The sequence below is a fragment of the Bradyrhizobium ferriligni genome (assembly GCF_056837965.1).
The window spans coordinates 42,757-66,003 of record NZ_JBXEJO010000013.1; the positions used below are offsets into that span (position 1 = coordinate 42,757).

A 23,247-nucleotide genomic window follows, 5' to 3' on the forward strand; every position below is an offset into this window, starting at 1 on the left:
CGGCTAGTCCATGATCTCGACCGTCGCCGAACGGCCGGCGACCAGCGCGATGCGATCCGGCAGATGGTCCAGCGCGATGCGCACGGGAATGCGCTGCGCGAGCCGAACCCAGCTGAAGGTCGGATTGACGTTTGCGAGCAGGCTCGCGCCCGCCGCGCGGTCGCGATCCTCGATGCCGGCCGCAATGCTCTCGACATGTCCGGTGAGCCGCACCGGCTCGCCCATCAGCCGGATCTGCGCCTTGTCGCCGACGCGAATGCGCGCGAGCTTGGTCTCCTCGAAATAGCCTTCCACGTGCAGCGTGTCGGTGTCGACCAGCGCCATCACGCCCTTGCCTGCGGTGACGTAGGCGCCCGGCCGCAGGTCCATATTGGTGATGGTGCCGTTCACCGAAGCGTGCACCTCGCTGCGATCCAGATTGAGCTGCGCGACGGCGCGGTCGGCGACAGCTTGGTCATAGGCCGCCTTGGCCTGCAGCTGCGTCGCCAGAACCTGCTCCTGCTTCTGCTGCGACACCGCATCGGTGGTCAGCGAGCTGTAGCGTTTGAGGTCGGCGTCGGCCTGATCCAGCGTCGCGCGATGGCCGGCGACCGCCGCGTCGGCCTGCTGCAACGCCAGGGCAAAGCGTGCGCGATCGATCCGGAACAGGATGTCGCCGCGACGCACCGGCTGATTGTCCTTGACCAGCACGTCGGTGACGAATCCGGAGACGTCGGGAGCCACCTGGATCACGTCGGCGCGGACCCTGCCGTCGCGGGTCCATGGCGATTCCATATAGTAGACCCAGAGCGCGCGAGCGACAGCGAGTGCGGCGATGACGGCGACCGCGGTCAGCGCAACCCGGCCGAGCCAGGCGAAATTCCCCTTCATGGCAGAAACTCCGAAAGATAAACCACGACGCCGAGCAGGCATACATACAGGGCGAAATTGAACAGCGCGCGATGCCACACCAGCCGGTAGAACCCGAAGCGCTGCATGATCCGGCTCACCACCGCGCTCAGCGCATAGGCAACGATCAGCCACAGCAGCAGCGCCGGAACGAGCACGCCGTAAATGTCGAGCTCATATCTCATGCGGCAAAACTCTCCTCGGGCTGCGATCGATAGGCGGGCGCATCCGGAAACAGGCCGCGGCGGATGCCGACGAGGCCGAGCAACGCATCGTCCCGCGCGCGCTCATTGGGATCCTTGACGACCGCGGACAGCGCTGCATCGATGGACGTCAGCAATTCGGCCGACATTGCCTCGTCCGCATGGGCGCGAAACGCCGCCGCGAGGTCGTCCAGCATGTTGTCGATGGCACGCACGGTCAACGCGGCGAGGCCGTAACGGGCCCGCCGGAGGTCGATGATGTTGAGCCCGATGCGCAACTGGACCAGGCTGTCGGCATCGCGGCGGTCGCTCTCGGAGATGAAGGCGATCCGCTGGACCAATAGGCCGAGCCGATGCAGCATCAGGCCGGCAAACTGCGCGCGATCGCCGTGGCCGCGTCGCTCGGCCGCGACCGCGAGCGTCTGCCAGCTCGACGTCATCAGCCGCTTGGCGATCCATTCGGCGCCGACGCCGCGCGCGATCCGCGTCACGATCTCCGCGATGACAACACCGAGGAAGAAGGCGACCGACGTGTTGGCGAAACTGGCGAAATCCGCGCTGTAGGTCGACTGCAGTGCGAGCAGCGTCGCGGTGTTGGCGGCGAGCGCCATGCCGATCGGCGCGGTTTTTGGCCGTGCGATCAAAAAACCGTACAGGAGGAAGGTCGGCGCCAGCGCTGCGATCAGGACCTCGACATGGGAGATGCCCGGCACCAGTGCGAACTGGTAGATCGCGACGACGACGATCGCGACCAGCGAAAACAGTCCGAAGGCCCGGATGCTGCGCGCCGGCTCGTCCTGCGCGGCGAAGAAGGAGCAGGCGACCGCCGCCATCATCGGCGCCGAGGCGCCATCGGCCCAGCCGGTCGCAATCCACAGACCGCAGCAGATCAGGATGGCCACCGCCGCCCCCGCGGCGGACCATAGCGCCATGCCGTGGTCGCGATGACGGACCGGCGCGGCCCCCGACTCCGGGTGGAACGCCAGCGAGACGGTGGAGATGTCCCGGCCCGCGGCAATCGCATCACCTATTGCGCGGCAGTCGGCCGAGATGTCGACAAGCTCGCGCAGCCGGAGCAGCAGGCTGATCATGATGATGCGCTCCCGCGACGCGACGCCGTCGAGCGCGGATTGCCGCTCGGCGATTGCGGCGCGGATCTGCTCGCCGGATTGCCGCTGGCGATCCTCGTCCACGATCCATGCGGCGAGATCGTCGATCAGGCGCCGTAGCTCCGGTTGCCTTTGCAGCGCCGCCTCGCTGACTGCGGCAAGCCGGTCTTCGATCGACGTGATGATCGGCAATAGCATCAGCATGCGCAGCCGGACCTCACCGAGGCCACGCACGGTGCCGACGTCGGCCAGGCGGTCATAGGAGACATGGGTCGCCAGCATATCGATCTCGACGATGTCGGTCGCAAGACGAAGGCGTTGGGCCCGGCGCGTCTCGCTGGTCCCGCGGTCAAGCAGCACGTCGCGCGACAGGCGGCGCGCATCCGCTAGCCAGCTCCTGACGCGGCCGCCGACCGCCGGCGCGACGCTGCGCGGAAACACCACTGTCGATACCAGGCTCGCGCAGATGATGCCGAGCGAGATTTCCTCGACCCGTGCCAGCGCGACATCGAAGATGCTGCCCGGGTCAGCCACCGACGGAAAGCCGATCAGTGCGACGGTATATCCGCCCAGCATGAAGACATAGCTGCGCGGCGTGCCGTCGAGCAGCGACAGATAAAGGCAGAGCGCGACCCAGAGCGCGATCGCGAGGCACAGCAGTTCCGGCGCATTGACCAGGTTCGGCACCAGGGCGACCGTGACGCTCGCGCCGACCAGCGTGCCGATCACGCGGAAGAACGCCTTCGAGCTGGTCGCGCCGGCCAGCGGCTGGGAGGTGATGTAGACCGTCGCCATCGCCCAATAGGGGCGCGGCAGATCGATCGCCAAGGCGATGACGAGCGCCAGCATCGACGCCGCGAACGTCTTCAACGCGAAGACGAGGTCCGCGTGGCGGACCAGGAACGGCTCTTCCGCGCGCATGACTATTTCGCCTCTGGAGCAGTCTTGGCTGGTGCAGTCCTGGCGTCCTGCAGACGGCTCGCCCGCTGCTCGATGAGCTGCAGCGTCTCGAAGGTTACCGCAAGTTCCGCGCTGCCGATATCCTTCAGCAGGCCGGCCCGCACGCGGCGCAGTACCCGGTTGATCTCCTCGACCTTGGCTTCGCCGGTCGTGGTGAGATGCAGCGTCTTGGCGCGCCGGTCGGTCGGGTCCTCGCGACGCTCGACGAAGCCTTCGGACTGGAGCAGATCGATCAGCCGCACCAGTGAGGGCCCCTCGATTCCCAGTTCATCGGCCAGCACGCCCTGCCGGACGGTTTCCCCCTGGCGCGACAACACCAGCAGCGGAATCGCCATCGCGTAGGACAGGCCGTGGTCGGATAAGGCCTGATCCGACTCGCGGCGCCAGATCCGGGCGAGCCTGGTCACCAGGCGACCGATCTCGGCGTGGATATGGGATTGCGAAGGCGGCATGCAAATTAGATAGGATGCGAACTATTAGGATGCAATAATATATCTCCGAACATCGCGGATATCACGCGAATGCGATCCTGCGTGAGGGAGCGTCAATATTGCTGCACGATCGACCTCGATGCGCTGGTTATGGTGATCGCAGGCTCGGTTGCGGGCGGACCTTGAGCGCGGCCGGTTAGGAACGCATCGGGTTACAGACGCTTCTGTTCCTGAGGAGATTGTCATGAACAGAAAGCCCGTCACGCCAGATTCCGGACGCCCGAGCGACTGGGGTTCCCACGCGCAAACCGACAAGCCGTGGAAGGGAAACCCGGAGAAGGAGCAGCGCTCCGGAGACGCGGGGCGCTCAGGAGACGCGAAGGGCTCCGGAGACGAGAAGCCGGATCTGGAAAAGTGGCATGAATCGAACACGCAGTGATGCGCGGAGATAGCGAATGCCCGCCGTTCACTTCGCGATCGTGAATGATGAGCGCGTGATCGATGCAACCGGCCAGCCGGTTGCCGACCGCGATGAAGCCATTGCCGTGGCCAAGCGGCTCGCCATCGACCTTGCCGAGACCCGACAGGAATATCTGGGACGCGGCTACTTCATCTCGGTGATCGGCAGCGACGCCCGCGAAATTCACCGCGAAAGCATCGACAGCGCCGAGAAGAGCGGATGAACGATGCCGCCCCGGCGGGCGGCAAGAGAACAAGGCTTCGAGAGCAAGGCTTTGAGAACAGGGCTTGGAGAGACCGAATGGATATGGGCCTTGAAATCATCTACGGCATCGGAGCGCTCGTGCTTCTGACCGCTTTGATCTTCGGCGTGCTTCAGCACCATTTTCGCAGCAGGCGCGCGGTGCAGGCCGGCGAGGAGATCGTCCGCGAGAGATACAAGCGGAATGAGACCTGACGCAGCGCCGCTCGCGCAAGGAGGAGACGATGGGATTGGCTCAATATGCGGTGATTGCGGCCGGTGAGGAATGGGGCGTCCTGCACGACGGCAATCTCAACGGCGGATACGCCACCAAGGAAGCTGCATTCGAATCGGCTGCGGCCGCCGCGGCTCTGGCGATCAGGATGGGGCACGAGGTCCACGTCAGCGTACCCGGACGCGAGGAGGGCGAGGCAGCGCTCACCAAGCGGCCCGCCTGAAACCACAGCAGTACGGCTTGCATTCGGTGTGAGGACGACGCGGACCAGCGCGCTCTACGGATCGAGCTCAGTATCCCAGTAGAGATAATCGAGCCAGCTCTCGTGCAGATAGTTCGGCGGAAACAGCCGGCCGTTGCGATGCAGCTGATGCACGGTCGGTGCGTAGGGCGTCTGCTTCGGAAACATCTTGGCCTGCTGCGGCGTCAGATTGCCTTTGCGCAGATTGCAGGGCGAGCAGGCGGCGACGACATTCTCCCAGGTGGTCTGGCCACCCTTGCTGCGCGGAATGATGTGATCGAAGGTGAGGTCGTCGGCCGACAGGCAATATTGGCAGCTGAATCGGTCGCGAAGGAAGACGTTGAACCGGGTGAAGGCAGGGTGGGTGGTCGGCTTGACGAAGGACTTGAGGGATACGACGCTCGGCAACTGGATTTCGAAGGAAGGACTTCGTACCGCGCGGTCGTAATATTCGACGATGTTGACACGATCGAGGAACACCGCCTTGATCGCGTCCTGCCAGGACCAGAGCGACAGCGGGTAATAACTCAGCGGCCGGAAGTCCGCATTCAAGACCAGCACCGGCCAACCGCCTTGCGAGACATGTGCGTTCAAATAACGCTCCTGACTCCCATTAGCTGCGAAGCAGCATGCACTCACATACTACAGGCAGCGTGACGGGATTGTGAAGAGCAATGAGCGGCTTATCCGCCGCGCCCTGCCATGTTCCTGCCCCGATTGCCTCCCGCCCGCGAGGCCCGTAAAGGGAGCCGCAAGGCCCTGTCGGCCAGTGACGGACCCTGCCGATGACCACGACGTCGAGCTATCTTGAGGCGCCGCGCCGGTTGCGCGCGTTCGTGCGCGCGCACGAGACGAGCCTTGTGGTGCTGGCGGTGCTGATCGGCGCCATTGGTGGCCTCGTGGTGGCGGTCATGAGCGGCCTCGTCACGGTGCTGCATTCGGTGCTGTTCAATCTGCAGCTCGGCGACCGGTTGTCGAGCCAGCCCAGCATCGATCTCGTGCGCGCGCTCGTGGTTCCCACGATCGGCGGCCTGCTGCTGGGATTTGCGTTCCTTCTGTTGCTCCGGGTCCGGCCGGCCCGCGAAATCGACCCGATCGAGGCCAACGCGCTTTATGGCGGACGGATGTCGTTCCGCGGCAGCGTGATCGTGGCGCTGCAGACGATCTGGTCGAGCGGCGTCGGCGGCTCGGTCGGGCTCGAGGCCGGCTATACCCAGCTCTCCAGCGGCCTCGCCGCCTCGCTCGGCCGCGGCTTTCACCTCCGCCGCAACGACCAGCGAATCATGGTGGGATGCGGCGCGGCGGCGGCGATCGCCGGCGCCTTCAGCGCGCCGCTTGCGGGCGCCTTCTACGCTTTCGAACTAGTGATCGGCGGCTATACGCCGGCCAGCCTGACCCCGGTCGGCGTGGCGGCGGTGACCGGCTACTTCGTCGCCCATGCCTTCGAGCCGCTACCGCTCGGCGTCGGCGTCGGAACCGTCGGCGATGTGCTCGGGCGGGATCTTGCGATTGCCGCGCTGCTCGGCATGGTCGCGGCGCTGACCGGCATTGCGATCATGCGCGGGGTCACGCTGTGCGAGGCGCTGCTGACCAAGAGCCGGCTGTGGCCGCCGTTGCGGCCGGCGCTCGGCGGGCTTGCGGTCGGCGCGATGGCGCTATTGACGCCGCAGGTGATGTCGTCGGGCCACGGCGCGCTGCGCTTCGCGGGCATCGTGGCGATGCCGCTTGCCTTCATCGCCGGCGTGTTCGCGCTGAAGGCGGTGGCCTCGATCATCTCGCTCGGCTCGGGCTTTCGTGGCGGATTGTTCTTCGCCACGCTGTTCATGGGCGCGCTCGGCGGCCGGCTGTTCGCCGCCGGCGTCGACATCGTTTGGCCGGGGCTGAACCTCGATCCCAACGCCTATGCGGTGATCGGCATGAGCGCGCTGTCGGCCTCGGTGATCGGCGGCCCGCTCACGATGTCGTTCATCGCGTTGGAATCCACCGGCAACCTCTGGCTCACGACCGCGGTGCTGGTCGCGGTCATCATCTCGACCACGATCACGCGCGAGCTGTTCGGCTATTCATTCGCGACCTGGCGTTTGCATCTGCGCGGCGAGACCATCCGCAGTGCCGCCGATATTGGCTGGATCCGCGATCTCACGGTCGGCAAGATGATGCGGCAGGACATGACGACGGTGAACGCCGCGATGCCGATCGAGGCGTTCCGCGAGGAATTCCCGCCGGGCTCGAAGACCCAGGTCGTCGCGGTCGACGGCGAGGGGCATTACGCCGGGCTTGCGCTGGTCGCCGAAGCGCACGCGCCGGATCTCGAGGCCGACAAGGGCCTTGCCGCGATTCTGCGCTACGCCGACGTGGTGCTGCATCCCGGCATGAACGTCCAGGAGGCGATCGCGGTGTTCGACGCCGCGGAAGCGGAATCCCTCGCCGTGGTCGAGGGCGCCGGCGACCGGCGGCCGATCGGCCTGCTCACCGAAGCGCACGCCATGCGGCGCTATGCGGAAGAATCCGAGCAGCGCCGCCGCGAGGTGATCGGCGAGATTTGATTGCGCGGGAGCGCTTTTCGACCCGTCATCCTGAGGAGCCGCGAAGCGGCGTCTCGAAGGATGCACGGCCCCGCTGGTGGCCGTCGACCTTCGAGACGCGCGCGATGCGCGCTCCTCAGGGTGACGGTGATATAGTAGGCGCTCTGCTTCAATACAGCGCGGCTACCCCGTCACCCGCTCCAGCTTCTGCAGGCATCGCGTCACGCGCACTGCGGCCGGCATCTCGGTGTCCGGAAAGCTGGTCTTCCAGTCGGTGACGCCGACCTCGCCGACATAGATGTCGCCGCGTGAATCCAGCGCGATGCCGTGCGGCGCCAGGAATTTTCCGGTCTCGACGCCGGGGCCTTGCTCGCCGCCGAGCCGCGCGATGCGCTTTCCGGTGTGATCCACGATCGACAGCCGCGGCCCGAGATTGGGCACCTTGCGATTCACCGCCATGCCGGGGCCGAGCTCGCCGATCACGAAGTTCGGCTGCTTGCCGCCGCCGCAGCAGCACAGCGCGCAGGGTCGGTGCAGGTTGTTCCACTGCGTCTCGTATTTGCCGTTGCCGTCGAACACCTGGACGCGATGATTCTCGCGGTCGGCGACGTAGACCCAGCCGTCGGCGTCGGTCGCGATGTTGTGCACGATGTTGAACTGGCCGGGATCGGTGCCGGGCTCGCCCCAGGTTTTGATCAGCTTGCCATCCGGCGTGTATTTGTGGACGCAGGCATTGCCGTAGCCATCGGAGACATAGATCTCGCCCTTCGGCGACAGCGCGGTGTGGGTGCAGCGATGGAACGGCTCGCCGCTCATGAATGGCGCCGGCTTGTTCGGGATGCCGATCGTCAGCAGCACCTTGCCGTCGGTCGAGCATTTGCGCACGGTGTGGTCGCCGTCATCGGTGCAATAGAGATTGTCGTCGGCATCGATGTGCAGGCCGTGAGCGCGCGAGAATACGCCTTCGCCCCAGCTCTTGATGAAATTCCCCTCGCGGTCGAGCACCACCATCGGATGGTCGCCGCGGTTGAAGACATAGACGCGGTCCTTGCTGTCGACCGCGACGGAGGCGACGTCGGTCAGGCTCCAGCCGTCGGGCAGCTTTGCAAAATTCTCAACGACGCGATAGCGGTGTTCGCCGGTGCCCAGGATGGTTGGCATTGGCTTATCTCCTTGTTTTCGTCATTCCGGGATGCGCGCAGCACAGGCCCGGAATCCTTTGGTCCGCAGAGGTTGTGGTTTCGATGGAGTCCGGGCTCGCGCTGCGCGCGCCCCGGAATGACGGTGGTGGGAGCTACGAAAGATCCGCCTGCGGCCCGACGTCGCGCGGCAACAGGCCTTCCTCGATCGCCTTGATCTGCAATGCGAGATAGCGCGAGTTGATGCGGCATTGCGCGAGGCTGCCGGCAATGAACCACAGGCCGGGCTGCGGCGTGCGGGTGTACATGTTGCGCAGCTCCTGGCCGTCGCCAAAGCCCCAGATTGGGCCGACGCGCGCGGCCATCGCCTCGCCGAACAGTCTTTTCACCAGCTCTTCCTGCGGCCGGTAGCCGGTCGCGAGCACGATCAGGTCGGCGGCAACGATCTCGCCGTTGTTCAGCCGCGCGCCCTCGCTCACGAAGGTCTCGATGTCGGCGAATTGCTGCAGGTCGACCGCACCGCTCGCGACGAGATCGGAGCAGCCGACGTTGAAGTAATAGCCGCCGCCGCGGGTCAGGTACTTGAACTGCCAGCCGGTGCCGCCATCGCCGAAATCAAGCTTGAAGCCCTTGCGCGCGAGGCCGTCGAGCAGCGGCTTGTCGAGTTGCTTCGACTGCTCGGTCATCAGCACATGGCTGCGCTTGGCGAGCACGAGCGGCATCGAGGTCGCGATCAGATCATTGTCCTCGAGCGTACCTTCATTGTAGGCAGCATAGGCAAGCTGCGCCGACGGCTCGATATTGGTGATCAGCGTCGAGGAGCGCTGCACCAGCGTGACCTCGGCGCCCGAGGAGTGCAGGTCCTGCGCGATGTCGTGGCCGCTGTTGCCGGTGCCGATCACGAGCGCCCGCTTGCCAGTCCAGCTCTCGCCGTCCTCGTAGCGGCTGGAATGCATGACCTTGCCGGAAAAATTCTTCAGACCGGGGATATCGGGCAGATTGGGGATGCCGCTGACGCCGGTTGCCATCACGACATGGCGCGGCTGCATCTTGTGGGTCGTGCCGTCGGGGCGGCGCAGCTCGACGGTCCAACGCCCCGTTGCGTCGTCATAGCTGCCGCCGACAAATTCCGTGCCGGTCCAGAAGTTCAGCTCCATGGCATCGACATAGGCTTCGAACCAGTTGGCGAGCTTGTCCTTCGGGATGTAGGTCGGCCAGTTCGGCGGGAATGGCATGTAGGGCAGGTGATTGACCTGCACCTGGTTGTGCAGGGTCAGCGCGTGATAGCGCTTGCGCCAATTGTCGCCGACGCGCGCCTCGCGGTCGACGATCAGCGCGTCGATCTTGAGCTGTTGCAGCCGCGCGGCGATCGCAAGCCCGGCCTGTCCGCCGCCGACCACCAGCACATCAGGGTTGCGGTCGGCATATTCGGCGGATGCCTTGCGCAGGTCGAGCCAGTTGGGGCCGCGGAAGTCGCGCGAATAGGCCTGTCCGCGCGGCCTGGTGTGGCCCTGCTGCTCCTCAAAACCCTTCAGCTCCTCGAGCGCGGTCAGCAAGGTCCAGGCCTTCAGGCGATCGTCGTCGGCGGCATCAGGGATCAGCCGCACGATGCCGTGGCCGCGGCCGACCGCCGTCTCGAATTTGAAGATCGCCTCGATCGCATGGGTACCAGCGCGCGTCACCCGTCGGGGCGGGGCGCGATCGGCATCGATGCGGAAGTCATGCGGCGCGCTGTGACGCGCATGCGCCGGCAGCTCCTCGATGATCGCGAAGGCCCGGTTGACGGTCTGGATGTTCCAGCTCAGCGCCAGCACGTCGCGCCAGTAGCTGTCGGGATGGAACAGCGGCTTCAGCAGCACATCGTCGGGGCTGGCCAGCGCATCTTCGAACTGCACGAGCCAATTGTCGGCGGCGACCGAAATATCGTCCGTCTTGTCGAGCATTGAGCGTTTCTCGTCATCGGCCGCCTTGCTGACGTTTTCTTGGCGGCGTTCCCTTTCCGCAAAGCCTATACCTATTCGAAGGCACGCAGAAAGGGCGCGACGGGATAGCGCCTATTCGGCCAGCGACAGGATCAGGCCTTGATCCGGCGGAACGCGGCCCTGCAGGGTATCGAGATAGGCCTCGCGCACCGCGGCCGGGCCGCGCCGCTCGACCACATCAAGCCATTTCGGCAGATGCGGCACGAGCTCGGCCCAGGCGGCGCCAAAACGCTGGTCGATGCCGCCGGGACCCCATTCCTTGGCGCGCTTTCGGATCTGGTCCGGGGCGAAGAACCACACCGGCTTGGCGCCGGGCAGCGTGGGCTCTTCCGCCTCGCTGGCGCGATGCGTCAGCCCGACCCGGCCGGAATAGACCATCTGCGCGCCGAAGTGCCGGTGCAGGGCCTCGCGCAGCGCACTGTTGCCGGCCATGTCGACATAGGCTGTAGGTTCGGCCGACGGGATCGCGGTGACCTGATCGTAGGTCACGACCTCGTCGTAGCAGCCGAGCGAGCTGACGAAATCGACATTGCCCCTGGAGGTCAGCCCGATCACCGGGATACCCCGTTTGTGCACGAGATGGGCGAGCCCGAACGCGGTCTTGCTCGAGGCCGACGACAGGATGACGCGCCGTGCGCCGTAGAACGCATTCTCGGCCAGGAAGTCGTCGACCAGGAAGGACAGCATGAACAGCGGCAGCAGCAGCGCGCGGAAATCGCCCTGCCGGCCGGCATAGGTCGGATCGCCGGAGACGCGGGCATAGGCATTGTAGACCGGCGAGACCTCCTGCCGGTGCGCGGCGCCGTCGCGCAGGCCGCGCTTGCTGACGTCGGCCGCCTCGATCACGAGATGGGTCGCCATCGGGAAATAGCCGAACAGCGTTTCGCCTTCTGCGATCATGGGATGTTTCGATGCCAGCACCTCGCCAAAGCCCCACACCGGGATGATGCCGTAGCCCTCGGGCGCCGGGAACAGGTGCCAATATTTCAGCTGCTCGCCGATCACGGCATAGGTGATGTTGTTGGCGGTGAAGGCGAAGCGGGTCACCTTCACCAGCAGCGCGTCGGCCGGCAGCGCCGCGGCGTCGGGCAACTGCGTCTCGATCACCTTGCATTGCTGCAGATCGTTGCGGATGACGATGAAGTCGGTCGAGTTCATGGCGGATGATCCGGGCCTTTGGTGCACCTGCATCGTTGCGTCGATCGCCGGCCTTTTGCAACAGCAACTAAGTTTCAAACGCCGTTCGCTTCGCCGTCACATCGCTCAGCCGAGCTGTCCTTCGCGGTAGAGGTCGCGCAGCTTACGCTTGAAGATCTTGCCGGTAGCCTCGCGCGGCAACGCGTCCATGAAGCGGATCTCCTTCGGCACCTTGAAATTGGCGAGCTTGTCGCGCAGGAAATCCTGGATCGCCGCAACCGAAAGCGTGCTGCCGGCTTCCGGCTCGACGCAGGCGAACAGCCGCTCGCCATACTCGTCGTCGGGGACGCCGAACACCGCGCAGTCGCGCACGCCTGCCATGCCGATCAGGGCATTCTCGATCTCGGCGGGATAGATGTTGACGCCGCCCGAGATCACCATGTCGCGCTTGCGGTCGCACAGGAACAGATAGCCGTCCGCATCGAGATAGCCGACATCGCCGACGCTGATCAGGCCGTCGTGATCGGCCTCGGCGCGTGCCCTGGCATTGCCGTGATAGTCGAAGTCCGAGATCAACGTCTGACACATAAAGATCTCGCCGGGCTCGCCGACGTCGCATTGCGTCCCGTCGGGCCGGAAGGTCTTGACGATGCCGCCTTCGATCGCGCGGCCGACGGTGCCGGGCTTGGCCAGCGCTTCGGCTGACGAATGCCAGACCGGAATGCCGGTCTCGGTCGAGCCGAGATATTCGTTGATGACCGGTCCCCACCACTCGATCATCGCGCGCTTGACGTCGACGGGGCAGGGCGCCGCGCCGTGGACGATGAAGCGCAGCGACGACATGTCGTAGCGGCGCCGCGTCTCCTCGGGCAGGCGCAGCAGCCGCACGAACATCGTCGGCACCATATGCATGTGGGTGACACGGTGGCGTTCGATCAGTTGCAGCAGATCCTCCGGATCGAAGCGCGGCTCGAGCACGATCACGCAGCCGTTGCGGAACGCGAGCATCCCGTAGGAGTGCGGCGCCGAATGGTACATCGGGCCGTTCATCAGGATCACCTGGTCCTCGTTCGGCTTGACGCCGTAGGTGATGGCACCGACGCGCGCGGCCGCCGCCTGCTGCTCTGATGGCATCGGCTTGCGCCGCACGCCCTTCGGCAGTCCTGTTGTGCCTGAGGTGTAGAACATCGGCGCCGCGCCGATCGGTGCGTCGGTCAGCGGTTGGTGCGTCTCCCGCCAGACGTCCCAGTCGGTCATGCCGGCGGGTACGCGCGTGAGCGCCGGCGCCACTCCGTAGGCCGCGGCGATCTCTGGCGGCGTGGTCACCACCAGCAGCTTGATTGCCGGAGGCAGCCCGTCGCGGATCTGCGGCAACAGATCGGCGTGGCAGACCAGCGTGTCGGCGCCGCTGTCGGACAGGATGTAGCCGACCTCGTCGGCCTTCAGATGCCAGTTGATCGGCACTACCGGGCTGCCGAGCGCGGCCGAGGCCGCGACCACCTCGAACAACGCGAAATCGTTGCGCAGCATCATGCCGACCGGCTTGCCGCCCTGCACGCCAAGCGCCCGGAAGCCGCTGGCCGCCCGCGCGATGCGGGCGTGAATGTCGCCGTAGCTGATCTGTCTGTCGCCGCTGATGATCATGTCGCGCCTCGTCTCCTAGCGATCGTCCAGGATCTCGCCGAAGCTGATCCAGCTCTTGCCGTTGAACCGGCGCAGCCGCAACTGCTGGAACGGCAGATAGTCGTCCGGCCCGGTCGATACCGTCATGCCCGGCAACAATAGCGGCAGCGGAACGTCGCGCAATGACGCCGCCTGGCGCATGATGTTCTCGCGGCTGAAATCGTCCTTGCAGGCCTTCAGCACGGCCATCAGCAGCGTCGCATAGTGATAGCCCGCCGAGTAGTTCGAGTTGCTGAGATCCGCATTGGGCAGGTATTGCTTCATGAAGGCAAGATAGTCCTTCACGGCGGGATCGTCGGCCCATTGCGCGTCCATCGTGTCCTTCTGGTTGCTGGACGAGATCAGGCCGACCGCGTTCTCGAGCCCGGCGGGCTCCAGGAACGAGATCGACGACGCGGAGGTCGGCACGAAGAACAGATCCGGCTTCCAGCCGATCTCGGCCACGCCCTTGATCATCTGGGGCGTGAACTTGCCGAGCACGACACCAAACAGCACATCGGCGCCGGACGCCTTCAGGGTTGCGAGCTGCGAGCTGATGGTGGGCGCCGAAGTCTCGTAGCTCGCTTCTGCGACGATCATGCTCGCGGCCTTGCCGCCGAGCGCGCGCTTGAAGCCGGCGACATAGTCGCGGCCGAAATCGTCGTTCTGCGCCAGGATCGCGATCTTCGCGTCAGGCTTGGCCTGCAGCACATATTTGGCATAGACGACGCCCTCGGATTCGTAGGACGCCATGCCCGGCATGGTCCACGGATAGGTCTTCGGGTCGGCCCATTTGGTCGCGCCGCTCAGCACGAACAATTGCGGGATCTTCTTGGTGTTGAGATAGCGGTGCACGGCGTTGTTGGTGGCGGTTCCGAGCGAGCCGAACATCATCAGCACCTCCTCCTGCTCCACCAGCTTGCGGGTCTGCTCGACGGTCTTCGGCGGCGAATAGGCGTCGTCCAGCGTGATGAACTTCACCTGCCGGCCGTTGATGCCGCCCTCTGCGTTGACCTTCGCGAAAAACGCTTCCTGGGCGCGGCCGATGGTGCCGAAGCCGGAGACCGGTCCGCTATAGGGCAGCGTCTGGCCGATCCGGATCGCCTCGTCGCCGTTGTCGGCGGCGGCCGTGCTGGTGATCGCGCAGACCGCGAGCGCGGCTGCCAGCGCGTGTTGCGCTCGTTTCATGGTTCACTCCCGGACTTTGTGAAACAGCGTCAGGCGCTGGCGCGCAGGAAATCGCCGCGCGCCGCGGCGAACTCGGACTTGAGCCGCGCCACCAGTTCGGCGACCGGCGGAGCATCGGAGATCTGGCCGATGCCCTGGCCCGAGCCCCAGATGTCGCGCCAGGCCTTGGCCTTCATGTTGCCGCCGGAGCCGAAGTTCATCCTGGATTTGTCGGCGACCGGCAGATTGCCCGGATCGAGGCCTGCTGCCGCGATCGACGGTCCGAGATAGTTGCCGTGCACGCCGGTGAACAGGTTCGAATAGACGATGTCGTGCGCGGCGTATTCGGTCAGCGCCTGCTTGTACCTGATATCGGCGTTGGCTTCCTCGGTCGCGATGAAGCGGGTGCCGATATAGGCGAGGTCGGCGCCGAGCGCGAGCGCGGACGCGATGCTCCAGCCGTCGGAGATCGCGCCCGACAGCAGGATCGTGCCGTTGAACCACTGCTTGACCTCGCGCACCAGCGCGAACGGCGACAGCGTGCCGGCATGGCCGCCGGCGCCGGCGCAGACCAGGATCAGGCCGTCGACGCCCTGCTCGGCGGCCTTGCGCGCGTGCTTCACGTTGATGACGTCGTGGAACACCACGCCGCCATAGGAGTGCGCGGCCTCGACGATCTCGGACGGCGGGCGCAGCGAGGTGATGATCACGGGCACCTTGTGCTTCACGCAGGTTTCCATGTCGCGCATCAGCCGGTCGTTGGACGCGTGGCAGATCTGGTTGACGGCGTAGGGCGCGACCTTCTTCTCCGGATGCAGCGCCTGGTACTCGCCGAGCTCGTTCTCGATCTGGGTCAGCCATTCGTCGAGCTTCTCGACCGGACGGGCGTTCAGCGCCGGGAACGAGCCGACGATGCCGGCCTTGCACTGCGCGATCACGAGCTCGGGCCCCGAGACGATGAACAGCGGGGAGCCGACGACCGGCAGTTCAAGCTTGTTGGCGAGCGAAGCGGGCAGCGTCATTTTCGGATCCTCCATGCGCCGCCCGGCCGGCGGCCGGGACGGATCGCGATTTGTTATGATGGCTGGAGCAGCGGCTCTCTTGGCGCGGCAATATAAGGCTGGACGGCTGCGCCATGGCGTTCAATATTGAACATCGGATTGACCAGAAATGAACGATGTCGCAGGAAGGGGAAGCGGCATGGACTGGGAGCTTTGCAAGACATTCGTGGCGGTGGCGGAGACGCGCAGCCTTGCCGGGGCGGCACGGCGGCTGCGCATCAGCCACCCCACCGTCGGTCGCAATGTCGCGGCGCTCGAGCGGCAACTCGGGACCCGCCTGTTCGCGCGTTCCAATGACGGCCTGTCGCTGACGTCGCATGGCCGTAAATTCCGCGAGCACGCCGAAGCGATGGCCGCGGCGGCGCTCCGCGCGGAGGCGGCCGCGTCTGCCACCGGCGAGCAGGCGCGCGGCGTCGTGAAGCTGTCGATCGGCGCGACGCTGGCCGCGCACTGGCTGATGCCGCGCCTCGGCCCGTTCCTGCGCGATCACGCCAACATCCAGCTCGAGATCATCACCCATCCGTTCCCGGCCAGCGTGCGCCGCCGCGAGGCCGACGTGGTGCTCAGGCCGGTCGATGCGGGCGAGGAGAACCTGATCGGGCGGAAGATCGGGCGGCTCGGCACCGGCTTCTACGCTTCCCGCGACTATGCGGCAGGGCGCAAGCTGCCGGAGCGGCGGGACGAGTGGCGGGGCCACCATGTGATCGGCTTTGCCGACCAGGCCTCGAACGCGCATCTGGCGCGCTGGAGCGACGTCATCACCCGGCAGGGCACGCTGGTGATGCGCTGTTCATCGCAGGGCGACATGCTCGCGGCGGCGCGGGCCGGGCTCGGGATTTGCGCGCTGTCCTGCCTGGTCGGGGCCGACTACCCCGATCTGGTGCGGGTCGCGCCGCAAAAGCTCTCGAGCCTCTCCGATCTCTGGCTGCTCGCCCATCCAGATCTGGTCGAGCTTCCCGCGGTGCGCGCCGTCATCGGCTTCGTCACCGACTGCGCGCGCGAGGACCGCGTCAGGCTGCGTGGCTAGAGCGTGTTGTCAGGCCCGCGCCCGCAACAGTGTCACCGCGAGCAAGACAAAGGCAGCGCAGGTCCACAGCGACTGCCAGTTCTCCGGCCCTTCGTTGAATCCTGTGTAGATCGCCGTTGCAACGAAAATGCCGGCAAAGATCGGCTCCGCCAGCGGGCGGATTCCCTTGGTGGGAGGATTGAGCAGCGTCACGGCCGCAAAGGGCACCGCCGCCATGGTGAGGGGCGCAAAGGGAAAGTCGATGAAGCGCGGGTCGAACACGAGGCCGATTGCGGTCGCCGTGCCGATCACGACGGTGATCATCAAGGCCAGTCCGTGCATGGTCACCAGCACCGATTCAGTGTGGTGACCCTTCGGACCCAACACTTCGAAAAAGCTGGGCGGTGCGCGGCCCGACATCAGGGCGTTGGCGCCCAACACCGGCGAAGCCGTGGCCGCCACCAGCAGCGAGCCCCACACAAGCCAGCCTCCCGTTCCGTAGCTTTCATAGACCAATCTTTGCTCGGCGACGCCAAACAGGATGCCAGCCGTGGTCGCCGATAGCGCGACCGCAAGCCATGACGCGAAAGCAGGCTTTCTCGGCTTGCGGCGCAAGGTCAGCCAAGCCGCGCCGAAGACAAGGATCGCCAGGCCCATTCCGCTGACCATTTGCGGCTTCCAGAGCGGAAAATTGCTGACCGGCTGGCCCGGCGGATATTTCGGCATGCGCTGCTCGGAATCGAACAGCCCCCAGGAGCCGCCGACCGTGCCCTCGATCTCTCGCTTCCAGCCTTCATCATAGGCCTCGAACAGGTTGACGCGGAAATGCTCGCGCCGGGCAAGGTCGAGGACCTCCGAAACCACTCGCGCCTGATTGATGCGGGACGGCAGCGCGGACTCGCGCATGCGCCCCTCGCTCGGCCAACCGATCTCTCCGATAAAGATTTCCTTGCCTGGAAAAGCTGCCGCGATCTGCCGGCGCATCTCGTCGGCGTGAGCGGCGGCATCTTCCGCCCGGATCGGAACATTCTCCCAATATGGCAGAATATGAACCGTGACGAAGTCGACGGCGTCGGAAAGTTCGCGATTGCTCAGCCAGAATTCCCAGACGTCGGCGTAGGTGACCGGGACGGAGACCTGCGCCTTGATCGAGCGGATGGTGGCGGCGAGGTCGGAAGCCGACATTTCCTTGCGCAGCAAGACCTCGTTGCCGACCACGAGTGCAATGATCGTATCCGGATATTCCTTGGCGAGGCGGATCGCGGTGGCGACCTGCGTTGCATTCTTCTTGCGGTCCCGATCGAGGAAGATGCCCTGGATGACCTTCAGCCCCGCCTTGGCCGCGAGTGCGGGAATCTGATCGAGACCAAGATCCGTCGCATAGGTGCGGATACAGTCGGAAATCTTCGCGAGTTGCGCGAGATCTTCCGCGATCTGTTCCGGCGAGACCTGCGTCGCCGGCGAAAGTGATGTCTGATTGTTACGGAACGGCGCGTACGAGATGCACTGCACCTTGTCGTTCGGATCGATCGGCGCGCGCGGCAGGTTGACCGGGATGCCGAGCCACCACCACACCGCGGCGATCGCGCCCAAGGATACCGAGAGAAGCGTCAGCGGGATACGGAGAGAAATCAGGTCCGTCTCCTTGCAATAAGGACGTGCTGCGCGTGCTAATTGGGCGAGGCCGGCAAATTGAAAAAGTATCTGTCCGCTGATTCTATATCACGCGATCACGCAGTTGGCGTGTTTTTCTCGACGACTACTTTGCGCCGGCGATCACGCCCTCGCGATTTCTGAGCACGCGATAATACGCCCACCACAGATGCGCTGCGGCGCCGCGCAGCGGACGCCACGGCTCCGCAAGCGGCGCCATCTGCTTCGGCGTCGGCCGCTCCTTCAAGCCAAGCCCGACCTTGACCGCTTCCTGCACGGCGAGGTCGCCCGCGGGCCAGGCATCGCCATGGCCGAGGCAGAACAGCAGATAGACATCGGCGGTCCACGGGCCGATCCCGGGCAGCGCCGTCAGCGTGTTGTGCGCCGCATCGGCCTCCTCATTGGCAAGGACGTCGAGGTTCAGCCGCTCCTCGGCGAGTTCGCGCGCGATGTGCTTCAGCGTCTTGATCTTGGCCGCCGACAGCCCGAGCCGGCCGAGCCGGTCGGCCCGCGCCTTGCGGATCGCGTCATGATGGAACGGGTCGAACGCCGTGCTGACGCGCCCCCAGATCGCCGCCGCACTCGCGGTCGAGAGCTGCTGGCCGCAGATGATCGCGGCAAGCCCGGCAAATCCGGGCTCGCGCTGCCTGATCGCCGGCATGCCGGTCAGTTCCAGGATCGGGCGCAGGCGGCGGTCCTGGTCGACCAGTTTGTGGATCGCGTCGTCGAGGTCGGCCTGGGTTTCGAGATGAATCAGCATTTGCGGGGTCTGCATCGGCTTGTCAGGCGCGGGCTTGACCCGCGCATCGATCTTCTATCGTAACAGAGTCTTGTCCGGGCGCATGAACCAGAGTCGCCGGGCAAGCCCGGCAATGACGCGTGACCGATGACCATGCCACCCGTTTTCCGCTTCGCGCCGAGTCCGAACGGCTACCTGCATCTCGGCCACGCCTATTCGGCGCTGCTCAACCACGATCTCGCGCGGCAGTCGGGCGGACGCTTGCTGCTGCGGATCGAGGACATCGACGCGACGCGCTGCCGGCCGGAATTCGAGCAGGCGATTTATGAGGATCTGGCCTGGCTCGGCGTCGGCTGGGAGACCCCGGTGCGGCGGCAGTCGGAGCATTTTGCCGCCTATGGCGCGGCGCTCGACCGCCTGTCGGCCCACGAACTGGTCTACCCGAGCTTCGAAAGCCGGACCGAGATCGCGCGGCTGGTCGCGGAGCGCGAGGCCGGGGGCGCGTGGCCGCGCGATCCGGACGGCGCGCCGCTTTATCCGGGGCTGGCCAAATCGCTGTCGGCCGAGGCGCGCGACCGGCTGATCGGGCAGGGCGTGCCGTTCGCGTTGCGGCTCGACATGGCCTCAGCCCGCGCGCGCGCCGGCGAGCTGTGCTGGCAGGACGCGGGTGAGGGGCCGGCTGGTGAGAGCGGAGACGTCGTGGCCCGGCCTGAGGCCTGGGGCGACGTGATCCTGGCGCGCAAGGAGACTCCGACCAGCTACCATCTCTCGGTTGTGATCGATGACGCCCTGCAGGGCGTTACCGACGTGGTCAGGGGCGTTGACCTGTTCTGGTCGACCAGCGTGCATCGGCTGTTGCAGGAACTGCTCGGGCTGCCCGTGCCAAACTACCGGCACCATCGGCTGATCCGAGACGCGGCCGGCCAAAAGCTGTCGAAATCGACCCGGGCGACCGGACTGCGCGAATTACGGGCGGCTGGGGCGAGCCCGGCCGATATCCGCCGCCTGGTCGGTTTGCCCTGGGATTTTGGCCAGGTTTGATCGCAAAGGAGTGCGGTTACCATCATGGCGCTTTTGCGCAGACGCGCCGTAAACGCTGCCGTGACTCCGGCACGCCTGGCATGCCATGTTGTTGACCGGGGCGGGGATCACGGAGACCATGGCGTCAAAATCGCGCGCACGGCGCAGCAAGCGGCCATCCAAAAGGACGCCGCCGAAGACGCGCGCCGCCAAAACGCGTGCTACCAAGACACGAACTGCCAAGACACGAACTGCCAAGGCAGGTGCCGCCAAGACGCGTACGGCCAAGGCCAGCGCCACCAAGGTGGCGGCCAGGCCGCGCCGCAAGCGGCCCTTACCAAAGCCGGCCCCGAAGGCCGGTCCCGGCATGGTCGATACCGCACTTGCTGCCTTTGCCCATGAGGTGCGGACGCCGCTGACCGGAATCCTTGCGATCAGCAATCTGCTCGCGACATCCGATCTCGGCGAGCGCGAGCGGCGCTGGGTCGATACCATCAAGGCCGGCGCCGAGCATCTGGCGAGCCTTGCGACCCTGTTCGTCGACGCCGCCCGAAGCGAGGGGCCGGGGCTCGAGATCCGGCAGGATTTCTTCGACCTGCGCACGCTGGCGCGCCACGTCGCGGATTCGCTGGCCGGCCGCGCGGCAGCCAAGGGGCTGCAGGCTTCCGTCGAGGTCTCCGACCAGTTGCCTGCCTTCGCGGTCGGCGATCCCGTCCGTCTGCGCGCGGCGCTGGAAAATCTGATCGACAACGCGGTGAAGTTCACCGAGCAGGGCAGCATCGAGCTGCGTATCGCGCCGGTGGCCGCGGCCAAGGGAAGGTCGGGCGACAAGATCGGCGTCGCGTTCGCGATCTCCGACAGCGGCATCGGCCTGACGCTATCTGAGGTCAAGCGCCTGTTCCGGCCGTTCTCGCAGGCCAACGTCTCGATCGCCGCGCGGTTCGGCGGCGCCGGGCTCGGCCTGTCCTCCGTCAGGCAGCTCGCGCGCGCCATGGGCGGCGACATCGTCGCGGACCGGCGCGCCGGCGGGGGCACCACCTTCACACTCAAGGTGGAGCTGGCGCCTGCCGAAGGGCCGGACGGCACCGGCTCCGGCGCGAGCGCGGCGGCACTGATGTCGCAAGGGCTGCGGCTGCTCAGTGTCGAGGACAATCCGTTCGGCCGCGTCGTGCTCAACACGATCCTGGCCGAGCTCGGTCACCACGCCGAATTCGTCGGTCAGGGCGAGGCCGCGCCCGACCGGCTCGTGCAGGGCGCGTTCGATGCCGTGTTGATGGACATGGTGCTGCCCGGCATCGGCGGCATCGAGGCGATCAAGCGCATCCGCGCGCTGCCGCCGCCGCACGGCCGTATCGTGATTGTCGGGATTTCCGGCCGGGCCGAGGACGAAGCCGCGGCGCGCGCTGCCGGCGCCGACGGCTTCCTGGTCAAGCCTGTGTCCCCGCGGGCGCTCGCGACTGCGCTGCATGAAGCGACACGCCGTGCGGCAGCCGCGACTTGATGATCGCCGCGTTCAGCTCGCCGCCGAACACGAAGATCGCGGCGATGAAATACAGGAACACCAGTGCGATCACCACCGAGGCCAGCCCCGCATACATCGTGACGTAGTTGTTGGCGAAGCGTGCGAGGTACATGCCGAAGCCGATGCCCGAGAGCAGCGAAGCCACCATGGTGAAGATGATGCCGGGCAGGATCTGCGTGAAGCTGCGACGGCCCGCCGGCAGCCAGGCATGCAGGATGAAGAGCGCGACGACCAGCGCCAGGATCGTGACGCCGTAACGGGCGGTGTTGAGCAGGCTCTCGTTTGATTCGACGAAGAACGGGATATAGCGCCGCGCCGCCTCGATGATCAGCGGTCCCAGCACGATCAGGAAAGCCATCGCGAGCGAGGTGAACGCCGCGACCAGCGTGTAGCCGATCGACTCCAGCCGCAGCCAGTACCAGCGCCGCGGCTCGATCACGGCGTAGGCGCGGTTTAGCGCCACCCGCAGCGCCTCGACGCCGTTGGAGGCGAAGTAGACCGCGAGCACCGCGCCGATGGTCAGGATGTCGCCGCGGGTGTTGGTCAGCACGTCGTGGATCTGGCCGGACAGCGCCTCGGCGACCTGCTGCGGCCAGACCTGCAGCATCAGCCCGACCGCCTGGTCGGCGAGCTGCTTGGAGCCGAAGAAGCCGGCCACCGAAGTCAGCACGATCAGGAACGGAAACAGCGCCATCAGCGTCGACAGCGCGATGTGGCTCGCGATCGCCCAGCCGTCGTCGGCGAGGAACGTGTAAAAGGCATCCATCACGACGTCGGTGACGTAACGAAGCTGCTTCACATTCCACCCGGCATTGTCGACAACCGCTCGGCCCGAGAACCGACCCAGCATCTGATATTACGCGCTGAAAAGCCAGTTGGTTGCATCGCCGGGCTGTGTGGAAGTCCGCGTCCTGCGGTGTTATGTACCGCAAATGACATCTCTCCTCAGCACGATCATTCTTCCCATCGCCGTCGGCGCCGTCGCGCTGGTGCTCCTGCTCGGCCTCATCAACATGATGAAGGGCGGCTCGCCGAACACGTCGCAGAAGCTGATGCGGCTGCGCGTGCTGCTGCAGTTCGTCGCCATCGTCATCGCAATGCTCGCGGTCTGGGCGATGGGGCGTTAGGTGAGGTAGATTTGTCGGGCTATTCCCCGCCTCTCGCGATCGGAGGGGTGGACTCGAACATCGAACACCGGAGCCTGCCATGGTCGTTCTCAATCGGATCTACACGCGCACCGGCGATGACGGCACCACCGCGCTCGGCTCCGGCGAGCGGCGGCCAAAATACGATCTGCGCATTGCCGCCTATGGCACGGTCGACGAGACCAATGCCGCGATCGGCGTGGTGCGGCTGCATCTTGCCGGCAGCCCCGAGGTCGATGCGATGCTCGGCCGGATCCAGAACGATCTGTTCGATCTCGGCGCCGACCTCGCGGTGCCCGAGCGCGAGGGCAAGGCCGAACGTCTGCGGATGTTGGCAAGCCAGGTCGAGCGGCTCGAGCGCGATATTGACAGCCTGAACGACCAGCTCGCGCCGCTGACCTCGTTCGTGCTGCCCGGTGGCACGCCCGCCTCTGCCTATCTGCATCTCGCCCGGACGATATGTCGCCGCGCGGAACGGATGATGGTGGAACTCGCCGCCCAACCCGATGAGGCGGTCAATCAGGCTGGCATCCAGTATATGAACCGCCTGTCGGATTTCCTGTTCGTTGCCAGCCGCTTCCAGAACAATAAGGGAGCGGGAGACGTGTTGTGGGTGCCGGGCCAGAACCGCTAAACTGGTTCAAAACCGGGGGACGGTTTTTTGGCTTTGGCGCGTTGACCGGGAGAAACGGGACCTTTAGGTTCCGCGCCAGCCAACCGAA

At 65.8% G+C, this 23,247-nt stretch carries 24 protein-coding genes; 10 read left to right on the forward strand and 14 right to left on the reverse strand.

What is annotated here, in order from left to right:
* Positions 1 to 3: 3 nt before the first annotated feature.
* From AC1VNY_RS09915 to AC1VNY_RS09930, 4 genes are read right to left on the reverse strand one after another with little or no spacing between them, the layout of a single operon-like run.
* Complete coding sequence (locus AC1VNY_RS09915; RefSeq protein WP_038386664.1) at positions 4 to 870, reverse strand: efflux RND transporter periplasmic adaptor subunit; 867 nt, start codon at positions 868 to 870, stop codon at positions 4 to 6.
* Positions 867 to 1,073, reverse strand: a complete 207-nt coding sequence (locus tag AC1VNY_RS09920) for a DUF1656 domain-containing protein (RefSeq protein ID WP_028333641.1) — start codon at positions 1,071 to 1,073, stop codon at positions 867 to 869. Before AC1VNY_RS09920 ends, AC1VNY_RS09915 begins: the two co-directional genes overlap by 4 nt.
* Positions 1,070 to 3,121, reverse strand: a complete 2,052-nt coding sequence (locus AC1VNY_RS09925; RefSeq protein WP_482405007.1) for an FUSC family protein — start codon at positions 3,119 to 3,121, stop codon at positions 1,070 to 1,072. Before AC1VNY_RS09925 ends, AC1VNY_RS09920 begins: the two co-directional genes overlap by 4 nt.
* 2 nt (positions 3,122 to 3,123) lie before the next feature.
* The gene (locus AC1VNY_RS09930; RefSeq protein ID WP_482405008.1) at positions 3,124 to 3,612 is read right to left on the reverse strand and encodes a MarR family winged helix-turn-helix transcriptional regulator; all 489 of its coding nucleotides are present in this window, start codon (positions 3,610 to 3,612) and stop codon (positions 3,124 to 3,126) included.
* 223 nt (positions 3,613 to 3,835) lie between these two features.
* Between AC1VNY_RS09930 and AC1VNY_RS09935 the strand changes: the two genes are divergently transcribed.
* Genes AC1VNY_RS09935 through AC1VNY_RS09950 form a run of 4 tightly spaced genes read left to right on the forward strand, consistent with a single transcriptional unit; the run spans position 3,836 to position 4,749 of the window.
* Positions 3,836 to 4,030 (forward strand): hypothetical protein, encoded by a 195-nt coding sequence (locus AC1VNY_RS09935; protein WP_482405009.1) that lies wholly within the window; start codon positions 3,836 to 3,838, stop codon positions 4,028 to 4,030.
* Positions 4,031 to 4,046: 16 nt separating this feature from the next.
* The gene (locus tag AC1VNY_RS09940; RefSeq protein ID WP_482405010.1) at positions 4,047 to 4,274 is read left to right on the forward strand and encodes a DUF6894 family protein; all 228 of its coding nucleotides are present in this window, start codon (positions 4,047 to 4,049) and stop codon (positions 4,272 to 4,274) included.
* Positions 4,271 to 4,507, forward strand: a complete 237-nt coding sequence (locus AC1VNY_RS09945) for a hypothetical protein (protein WP_482405011.1) — start codon at positions 4,271 to 4,273, stop codon at positions 4,505 to 4,507. The genes AC1VNY_RS09940 and AC1VNY_RS09945 overlap by 4 nt, the downstream gene beginning before the upstream one ends.
* Before the next feature lie 29 nt (positions 4,508 to 4,536).
* Complete coding sequence (locus AC1VNY_RS09950; RefSeq protein ID WP_028333636.1) at positions 4,537 to 4,749, forward strand: hypothetical protein; 213 nt, start codon at positions 4,537 to 4,539, stop codon at positions 4,747 to 4,749.
* Between the two features lie 54 nt (positions 4,750 to 4,803).
* On the opposite strand, the gene AC1VNY_RS09955 is transcribed toward AC1VNY_RS09950, so the two are convergent.
* Positions 4,804 to 5,361, reverse strand: a complete 558-nt coding sequence (locus AC1VNY_RS09955; protein WP_139486795.1) for an HNH endonuclease — start codon at positions 5,359 to 5,361, stop codon at positions 4,804 to 4,806.
* 191 nt (positions 5,362 to 5,552) lie between these two features.
* On the opposite strand from AC1VNY_RS09955, the gene AC1VNY_RS09960 reads away from it, so the two are divergent.
* Positions 5,553 to 7,313, forward strand: coding sequence for a chloride channel protein (locus AC1VNY_RS09960; protein ID WP_482405012.1), 1,761 nt, complete (start codon positions 5,553 to 5,555; stop codon positions 7,311 to 7,313).
* A gap of 162 nt (positions 7,314 to 7,475) precedes the next feature.
* Here the strand turns inward: AC1VNY_RS09960 and AC1VNY_RS09965 are convergent, their stop codons facing one another.
* From AC1VNY_RS09965 to AC1VNY_RS09990, 6 genes are all read right to left on the reverse strand, one after another.
* Positions 7,476 to 8,453, reverse strand: coding sequence for a peptidyl-alpha-hydroxyglycine alpha-amidating lyase family protein (locus tag AC1VNY_RS09965; protein WP_482405013.1), 978 nt, complete (start codon positions 8,451 to 8,453; stop codon positions 7,476 to 7,478).
* Between the two features lie 133 nt (positions 8,454 to 8,586).
* Positions 8,587 to 10,374, reverse strand: coding sequence for a flavin-containing monooxygenase (locus AC1VNY_RS09970; RefSeq protein WP_482405014.1), 1,788 nt, complete (start codon positions 10,372 to 10,374; stop codon positions 8,587 to 8,589).
* Between the two features lie 111 nt (positions 10,375 to 10,485).
* Positions 10,486 to 11,571, reverse strand: coding sequence for a DUF2855 family protein (locus tag AC1VNY_RS09975; protein ID WP_482405015.1), 1,086 nt, complete (start codon positions 11,569 to 11,571; stop codon positions 10,486 to 10,488).
* Positions 11,572 to 11,676: 105 nt separating this feature from the next.
* Positions 11,677 to 13,194: an acyl-CoA synthetase gene (locus AC1VNY_RS09980; protein ID WP_482405016.1), complete on the reverse strand. Its 1,518-nt coding sequence runs from the start codon at positions 13,192 to 13,194 to the stop codon at positions 11,677 to 11,679.
* 15 nt (positions 13,195 to 13,209) lie between these two features.
* Complete coding sequence (locus AC1VNY_RS09985) at positions 13,210 to 14,400, reverse strand: ABC transporter substrate-binding protein (RefSeq protein WP_482405017.1); 1,191 nt, start codon at positions 14,398 to 14,400, stop codon at positions 13,210 to 13,212.
* Positions 14,401 to 14,429: 29 nt separating this feature from the next.
* A complete protein-coding gene (locus AC1VNY_RS09990; protein WP_482405018.1) occupies positions 14,430 to 15,401 on the reverse strand; it encodes an NAD(P)H-dependent flavin oxidoreductase in 972 nt (323 codons plus the stop codon).
* A 178-nt stretch (positions 15,402 to 15,579) separates the two neighbouring features.
* Between AC1VNY_RS09990 and AC1VNY_RS09995 the strand changes: the two genes are divergently transcribed.
* A complete protein-coding gene (locus AC1VNY_RS09995) occupies positions 15,580 to 16,467 on the forward strand; it encodes a LysR family transcriptional regulator (RefSeq protein ID WP_038386680.1) in 888 nt (295 codons plus the stop codon).
* 9 nt (positions 16,468 to 16,476) lie between these two features.
* Here the strand turns inward: AC1VNY_RS09995 and AC1VNY_RS10000 are convergent, their stop codons facing one another.
* Entirely contained in the window at positions 16,477 to 18,039 is a 1,563-nt protein-coding gene (locus tag AC1VNY_RS10000; protein ID WP_482405019.1) for a glycoside hydrolase family 17 protein, read from the reverse strand.
* 166 nt (positions 18,040 to 18,205) lie between these two features.
* The gene (locus AC1VNY_RS10005) at positions 18,206 to 18,859 is read right to left on the reverse strand and encodes a DNA-3-methyladenine glycosylase family protein (protein ID WP_028333626.1); all 654 of its coding nucleotides are present in this window, start codon (positions 18,857 to 18,859) and stop codon (positions 18,206 to 18,208) included.
* A gap of 132 nt (positions 18,860 to 18,991) precedes the next feature.
* Here AC1VNY_RS10005 and gluQRS point away from each other — a divergent pair, with 132 nt between their 5' ends.
* Together gluQRS and AC1VNY_RS10015 are read left to right on the forward strand one after the other, a co-directional pair.
* Positions 18,992 to 19,879: a tRNA glutamyl-Q(34) synthetase GluQRS gene (gene gluQRS / locus AC1VNY_RS10010; RefSeq protein ID WP_482405068.1), complete on the forward strand. Its 888-nt coding sequence runs from the start codon at positions 18,992 to 18,994 to the stop codon at positions 19,877 to 19,879.
* A 118-nt stretch (positions 19,880 to 19,997) separates the two neighbouring features.
* Positions 19,998 to 21,359, forward strand: coding sequence for an ATP-binding protein (locus tag AC1VNY_RS10015; protein ID WP_482405020.1), 1,362 nt, complete (start codon positions 19,998 to 20,000; stop codon positions 21,357 to 21,359).
* On the opposite strand, the gene AC1VNY_RS10020 is transcribed toward AC1VNY_RS10015, so the two are convergent.
* Entirely contained in the window at positions 21,286 to 22,146 is an 861-nt protein-coding gene (locus tag AC1VNY_RS10020) for a YihY/virulence factor BrkB family protein (protein ID WP_370143883.1), read from the reverse strand. The two genes, AC1VNY_RS10015 and AC1VNY_RS10020, sit on opposite strands and share 74 nt — an antisense overlap.
* 166 nt (positions 22,147 to 22,312) lie before the next feature.
* Between AC1VNY_RS10020 and AC1VNY_RS10025 the strand changes: the two genes are divergently transcribed.
* Both AC1VNY_RS10025 and AC1VNY_RS10030 read left to right on the forward strand, forming a co-directional pair.
* Positions 22,313 to 22,507 carry a twin transmembrane helix small protein gene (locus tag AC1VNY_RS10025; RefSeq protein WP_028340366.1) on the forward strand — a complete coding sequence of 65 codons (195 nt, stop codon included), beginning with the start codon at positions 22,313 to 22,315 and terminating at the stop codon, positions 22,505 to 22,507.
* Between the two features lie 79 nt (positions 22,508 to 22,586).
* Entirely contained in the window at positions 22,587 to 23,159 is a 573-nt protein-coding gene (locus AC1VNY_RS10030) for a cob(I)yrinic acid a,c-diamide adenosyltransferase (RefSeq protein WP_482405021.1), read from the forward strand.
* Positions 23,160 to 23,247 lie beyond the last annotated feature (88 nt).